Source organism: uncultured Veillonella sp. (assembly GCF_934230905.1).
In the GTDB taxonomy this organism is placed as follows: Bacteria; Bacillota; Negativicutes; order Veillonellales; family Veillonellaceae; genus Veillonella.
The window spans coordinates 69,572-75,692 of the sequence record NZ_CAKQFJ010000009.1 but is presented as its reverse complement, the minus strand read 5'-3'; the positions used below and the strand labels follow the sequence as shown (position 1 = coordinate 75,692).

Genomic DNA, 6,121 nt, shown 5'->3' with positions numbered 1-6,121 from the left:
AGCGTGTCCTTCGGGGCACGCTTTTTAATATCAATTTTATACAGAGTCATTTCACAGTAATCAGAACGCAAAAAAGGCGTACCCAAAGGTACGCCTTTTACTATAGCTAGAATTATTTCAATTCTACAGTTGCGCCAGCTTCTTCCAATTGAGCTTTCAAAGCTTCAGCTGCATCAGTAGCTACGCCTTCTTTTACAGGTGCAGGAGCGCCGTCAACGATAGCTTTAGCTTCTTTCAAGCCAAGACCAGTTGCTTCACGAACAACTTTGATTACGTTGATTTTGGATCCGCCAGCATCTTTTAAGATTACGTCGAAGGAATCTTTAGCAGCGCCGCCGTCAGCACCACCAGCAGCTGCTACAGCTACAGGAGCTGCTGCAGTTACGCCAAATTCTTCTTCGATTGCTTTTACAAGATCATTAAGTTCAAGAATAGTTGCTTCTTTTAATTCAGCAACGATGTTTTCAATGTTCAATGCCATTTTAATTTTCCTCCATAAAATAGTTTATTGTATCAGTCTTAAGCGACCAATGAGTAATTCGCAGAAATAATTATTCTGCAGCTTCTGCTGGTTGAGCGTCTGCAACAGCTTTGACAGCGTATGCAACGTTGCGAACAGGTGCTTGCAATACGGAAAGCAACATAGAAAGCATACCTTCGCGGTTTGGAAGGCTTGCAATTGCTTTAACGCCTGCAGCGTCCATAACTTCACCTTCAACGATACCAGCTTTTACAGTAACAACTTCTTGTTCTGTAGCTTTGATAAATTGTTCGATTACACGAGCAGGTGCAACAGCATCTTCTTTAGAAGTAGCCAATGCAGTTGGACCTTCTAAATGCTCAGCGAAACCTTCAAGATTCAATTCGTTTGCAGCAATGCGAGTCAAAGTATTTTTGATTACTTTGTATTCAACACCTTCAGCCAACATTTTGCGACGAAGATCAGTTGCTTGCGCAACAGTCAAACCAGAGTAACCAATCAATACAGCACCTTTTGCTTCAGAAAGAGTTTCTTTCATTTGAGCAACAATTGCTTTTTTTGATTCAGTGACAGCCATTAGATTACCTCCTTATAGATTTTGTGGTGCTCTATGTACTATCTTAGCGTAAAAACGACCTCATCGCACACGATGAGGTCGTAACTAGTCCTAGGTTGTTCTAGTGTCAGCCTCAGCGGGCGGATTTTCATCCATTATACATACCAGCCGTCTACAGCTAAGAGACATATGTGATTATTGCTCTTTGGTTACGTTGCTCAATTTGAACACGTTCAAAGGCACACCAGGGCCCATTGTAGCGGACAAGGTTACAGATTTAATGTATTGACCTTTAGCTGCTACAGGTTTAGCCTTGATAATAGTATCAACGATTGTACGGTAATTGTCAAGTAATTTTTCACCATCGAAAGACGCTTTACCGATAGAGCAAGAAATGATACCTGCTTTATCAGTACGGTATTCGATTTTACCAGCTTTGATTTCGTTTACTGCACGAGCAACATCTGGAGTTACAGTACCAACTTTAGGGTTTGGCATCAAGCCTTTAGGACCCAAAATTTTACCAAGGCGGCCTACTTGACCCATCATGTCTGGTGTAGCAACTACTACGTCGAAGTCGCTCCAGCCACCTTGGATTTTAGCTACTAATTCTTCAGAACCTACGAAATCAGCGCCAGCTTCTTCAGCTACTTTAATGTTGTCGCCTTTAGCGAACACAAGAACGCGTTTAGTTTTGCCTGTACCATGAGGCAATACTACTGCACCACGAACTTGTTGATCAGCGTATTTAGGGTCGACATTCAAGTTGAAAGCGATTTCAACTGTTTCATCGAAATTTGCAGTTGCAGTTTTCTTAACTAACTCAATTGCTTCAGCTGGTTCGTAGAACTTACCAGCTTCAATAAGTTTTACTGCTTCAGCGTATTTCTTACCTACTTTTGCCATTATAATATCCTCCTTATGTGGTCAAACGGGAATTCCCTCCCACCGATTTGCGCTTATGCGCAAGTCGTACGCTTATTAGTCAACGATTTCAATGCCCATGCTACGAGCAGTACCTTCTACCATGCGCATACCTTGTTCTACAGTATTAGCATTCAAGTCAGGCATTTTCAACTCAGCAATTTCACGAACTTTATCGCGACCTACTTTAGCTACTTTATCACGGTTAGGTACACCAGATCCTTTTGGGATACCTGCAGCTTTTTTCAACAATACTGCAGCTGGTGGAGTCTTAGTGATGAAGTCGAAGCTACGATCTTCATATACATTAATAACTACTGGAATAATCAAGCCAGCTTGTTTAGCAGTACGTTCGTTGAATTCTTTTGTGAAAGCAACGATGTTAACGCCTGCTTGACCTAATGCAGGACCAACTGGTGGTGCTGGAGTAGCTTTAGCGGCTTCAATTTGTAGTTTTACTTGTTTAACTAATTTCTTAGCCATGGGTAATTAAACCTCCTATGATTCTACTGTGGTGGTAACGGATAAACATCCTCCCACTGCAACCAAAATCGATTGCTCTTTTAGAGTTATATTTATATATTAAAGAGCTTTTTCAACTTGAGAAAACTCTACCTCTACCTCTGTATCTCGATTGAACATTTCTACATTGAGTTTCAATGTTCCTTTTTCAGGGTTAATTTCGGTAATAACACCTAGTCTATCTTCAAAGGCACCGGATGTAATGCGTACCGTTTCACCAACCTCTACATCGACGTTGATTGTTGGTTTCTTATCCAAGCCCTGAGACTTAAGTATATGTTCTACTTCGGAATCAGAAAGTGGAACTGGTTTAGTAGCAGAGCCAACGAAACCTGTTACACCTGGTGTGTTACGTACAACATACCAAGAACGATCGTTAACTTCCATTTCAACCAATACGTACCCAGGAAATATTTTACGTTTTACTACTTTTTTAACCCCATCTTTTTCATCTATTTCATCTTCAAGAGGAACTAGAATTCTACTAATTACATCTTGTAACCCCATAGATTGAACCTTAAGTTCTAAAGTGGTTTTAACTTTATTTTCGTAGCCTGAATAGGTATGAATTACATACCACTTCTTATCTGCTTCCATGTAATGGCCCCCTATCCAACAATCCGCAACAACATATTAATAAGTTGAGCAAAAATCGCATCAAATACATAAATGAGTAAAGCGATAAAAATAGTTACCAAAAATACTACAATTGTGTAATTAATGAGCTCTTTTCTTGTTGGCCAGACTACTTTTTTCAGTTCAGCCTTTACGCCGCGGAAAAATTTACCAAATCCGCCACGTTGTTGTACTGCTGAGTTAGACTTTGCCATTTGTTCACATCCTCAAATCAACAGGTAATGAATGATAAGAATTATTTTGTTTCACGGTGTAATGTATGTTTACCGCAGAATTTGCAATATTTCATCATTTCAATACGATCAGGATTGTTTTTCTTATTCTTGTTCGTTTGGTAATTACGTTGTTTGCAATCTGTGCAAGCTAAAGTAATGGCATTACGCATCCGGACACACCTCGCTTTATATTTACTAATAAGTCTCTTGTACTCGAAAACGCTCGACTACATACTAATGAATAATATCATATGTGTCTAGCAATGTCAAGATTTTAAGCAACTCAAAAAAGCCAGGTACATGTACCTGACAGGGATAGTATAACAAAAAATGGCGTTCCTTGTCTAGAAAGGAACGCCATTAAAACGGCACTAAAATGTCACATATTTTTCATATATTTTATGTTATTGACTCATACAAATATATAAACCATTAATACTCTTTAATACATGTCATATAGCTTATTTTGAGTTTAAGACTTCTTTGCAAACAGAACTTTCACAATTTGCCAGAAAAACGCTACTGCACCAACGATTAGGATGGTATCGCCAATTAAACGAGCCCAACGTAAATTTTGTAACAATGGTTGTTGCATGAATTCTTCACTACGTGCAAACCACAAGCCATGTGTAATACTTGCCCATGCTTGAATAAGACCTATTGGCAACAAGCTTATAAGTACCATTAATGCAAGACCTATATTGAGAGCCCAGAACCCAAATCTCATCAATTTATCGTTGAATTCCACTTCAGGTCGAATATAACGTGCAATAAGAAATACAAAGCCTAAGCTTAAGAAACCATATACGCCGAACAATGCGGTATGCGCATGTACTGCAGTCGTATTAAGGCCTTGGATATAGAATAAGGATACAGGCATATTGATCAAGAAGCCAAATACCCCTGCTCCTACTAGATTCCAGAAAGATACTGCAATAAAACAATATACAGGCCATTTTAGACGATGCATCCAAGGTGCGCTGTGAAGACGTGTATAGTTTTCAAAGGCTTCATAACCTAATAGTACAAGCGGAACTACTTCTAGTGCGGAGAAAGATGCGCCTGTAGCCACAATAGTAGATGTAACACCTGTAAAGTATAGATGATGGAATGTACCAGGAATACCACCGATGAGATAAATAGCACCAGAGGAAATTGCTGCAACTGTACCAACACGATATGATACAAGCCCTAGTGTAACAAAGATAAATGCCATCAATGTAGTAGAGAATACTTCGAAGAAGCCTTCTACCCAAAGATGAATTACCCACCAACGCCAGTACTCCATAATTGCCAAGTGGCTATGCTCACCGTAGAATAAACCAGGACCATAGAAGATACCTACCATGATAACGGAGAAGATAAAGGCAGCAATAAGGTTTTTGTCCCCCTTTTGTTTGAAGGCGCCAATAATGCTGCGTATCATGAGTACAAGCCAGAATAAAATACCAATGTATTCAATCCATTGCCATATACGGCCCAGTTCTATATACTCGTACCCTTGGTGTCCGAGAAGGAAGTTCCATGCTGCTGGAATTTGATGCGCTACACCTAAATATGTGCCAGCAAAAGAACCAACAACGAGAACTACAAGCGCCCAGAATAAAATATCTACACCTAACTTTTGATATTTAGGATCCTTACCACCATTAATAATTGGTGCCAAGAATAAACCAGCGCTTAAGAATGCCATAGCAATCCAGAATAAGGACGCTTGAATATGCCATGTACGCGCAATAGAATAAGGGAAATATTGAGCCAATGGAATACCATAGAACGCTTGACCTTCTACAGTATAGTGGGCAATAATTCCACCCATACCCAATTGAAATAAGAACAATGCTAGGATAGTAAACAAATATTTACCTAATGCACGTTGAGATGGCGTTAACGTGATCTTGCTAATTGGATCTTCTGTTGGCGGAACCAATGCATGCTCATCATCCTTTTTACTAAAGGACCATAGCCATACGACTACACCAATGCCACATAATAAGATAATAACACTCACAACAGACCATGCGATACTTTCAGGTGTAGGGTTATGATCCAACAAAGGTTCATGTGGCCAGTTGTTTGTATACGTTGCATCTGTACCAGGACGTTGCGTAGATGCCATCCAAGTAGTCCAGAAGAAGAAGCGTGCCATATCAATGCGATCTTGTAACTCAGGTAGTGTATTATCCTTCATCGCAAAATGATCACGAGTCAATGTTAAATCAGGATTATCACCGTACAACTCAACAAAATAACGACCAGTTAAATTCATTGCCGTAATTCGTTCTGGAGATAAGACAACAGTTCCATCTTCACGGACTGCACTACCTAAATACTCTTTTTTCACAACTTCTTTAACAGCTGCTTGTTGTGCAGGCCCCAATTGATCATAAAGAACGCCAAAGACCTCTTGGGATTTAATATCCAACATCACGGATACTTCTTTATGTAACCAATCTGCTGTCCAGTCAGGCGCTTGATATGCGCCATGACCTAAAACGGTCCCTACCGATTGACCACCTGTAGATTGCCATGCCGATTGACCATGTAAAATATCGTCCTTAGTGAACAAGACCTGTCCATCTTGAGATACATATGCAGTCGGCACTGGCGGTGCTTGATGATAAACATCAGCACCTAGATAACCAAGAATTGAGAAACCAATAATAAGAACGGCTACTACGGCTATCCAATACTTTTTGTATTCACCCATCATATTACCTCCTTTTCTATAAAAACACAAAAAGAGGGTCTTTGCCCTCCTTGAGATTATAGTAGCACTATTAGTAG

8 protein-coding genes are annotated in these 6,121 nt (G+C 39.8%); all 8 read right to left on the bottom strand.

The window, feature by feature from the left end; translation table 11 throughout:
• Nucleotides 1-112 precede the first annotated feature (112 nt).
• The gene (rplL, locus tag Q0E20_RS03855) at nt 113-481 is read right to left on the bottom strand and encodes a 50S ribosomal protein L7/L12 (protein ID WP_295996555.1); all 369 of its coding nucleotides are present in this window, start codon (nt 479-481) and stop codon (nt 113-115) included.
• A gap of 70 nt (nt 482-551) precedes the next feature.
• The gene (rplJ, locus tag Q0E20_RS03850) at nt 552-1,058 is read right to left on the bottom strand and encodes a 50S ribosomal protein L10 (RefSeq protein ID WP_205096804.1); all 507 of its coding nucleotides are present in this window, start codon (nt 1,056-1,058) and stop codon (nt 552-554) included.
• 174 nt (nt 1,059-1,232) lie between these two features.
• Nucleotides 1,233-1,943, bottom strand: a complete 711-nt coding sequence (rplA, locus tag Q0E20_RS03845; protein WP_295996548.1) for a 50S ribosomal protein L1 — start codon at nt 1,941-1,943, stop codon at nt 1,233-1,235.
• 75 nt (nt 1,944-2,018) lie between these two features.
• The gene (rplK, locus tag Q0E20_RS03840) at nt 2,019-2,444 is read right to left on the bottom strand and encodes a 50S ribosomal protein L11 (protein ID WP_004693535.1); all 426 of its coding nucleotides are present in this window, start codon (nt 2,442-2,444) and stop codon (nt 2,019-2,021) included.
• Nucleotides 2,445-2,543: 99 nt separating this feature from the next.
• Nucleotides 2,544-3,080, bottom strand: coding sequence for a transcription termination/antitermination protein NusG (gene nusG / locus Q0E20_RS03835; RefSeq protein ID WP_005377143.1), 537 nt, complete (start codon nt 3,078-3,080; stop codon nt 2,544-2,546).
• Nucleotides 3,081-3,091: 11 nt separating this feature from the next.
• A complete protein-coding gene (secE, locus tag Q0E20_RS03830) occupies nt 3,092-3,313 on the bottom strand; it encodes a preprotein translocase subunit SecE (RefSeq protein WP_005377007.1) in 222 nt (73 codons plus the stop codon).
• A gap of 41 nt (nt 3,314-3,354) precedes the next feature.
• Nucleotides 3,355-3,504, bottom strand: coding sequence for a 50S ribosomal protein L33 (gene rpmG / locus Q0E20_RS03825; RefSeq protein ID WP_004693530.1), 150 nt, complete (start codon nt 3,502-3,504; stop codon nt 3,355-3,357).
• A 302-nt stretch (nt 3,505-3,806) separates the two neighbouring features.
• Entirely contained in the window at nt 3,807-6,047 is a 2,241-nt protein-coding gene (locus Q0E20_RS03820) for a nitric-oxide reductase large subunit (RefSeq protein WP_295996543.1), read from the bottom strand.
• Nucleotides 6,048-6,121 lie beyond the last annotated feature (74 nt).

Bases quoted from the DNA above. Each gene is read 5' to 3' on its own strand.
- rplL (WP_295996555.1), bottom strand. From the start codon at position 481: ATGGCATTGAACATTGAAAACATCGTTGCTGAATTAAAAGAAGCAACT.
- rplJ (WP_205096804.1), bottom strand. From the start codon at position 1,058: ATGGCTGTCACTGAATCAAAAAAAGCAATTGTTGCTCAAATGAAAGAA.
- rplA (WP_295996548.1), bottom strand. From the start codon at position 1,943: ATGGCAAAAGTAGGTAAGAAATACGCTGAAGCAGTAAAACTTATTGAA.
- rplK (WP_004693535.1), bottom strand. From the start codon at position 2,444: ATGGCTAAGAAATTAGTTAAACAAGTAAAACTACAAATTGAAGCCGCT.
- nusG (WP_005377143.1), bottom strand. From the start codon at position 3,080: ATGGAAGCAGATAAGAAGTGGTATGTAATTCATACCTATTCAGGCTAC.
- secE (WP_005377007.1), bottom strand. From the start codon at position 3,313: ATGGCAAAGTCTAACTCAGCAGTACAACAACGTGGCGGATTTGGTAAA.
- rpmG (WP_004693530.1), bottom strand. From the start codon at position 3,504: ATGCGTAATGCCATTACTTTAGCTTGCACAGATTGCAAACAACGTAAT.
- Q0E20_RS03820 (WP_295996543.1), bottom strand. From the start codon at position 6,047: ATGATGGGTGAATACAAAAAGTATTGGATAGCCGTAGTAGCCGTTCTT.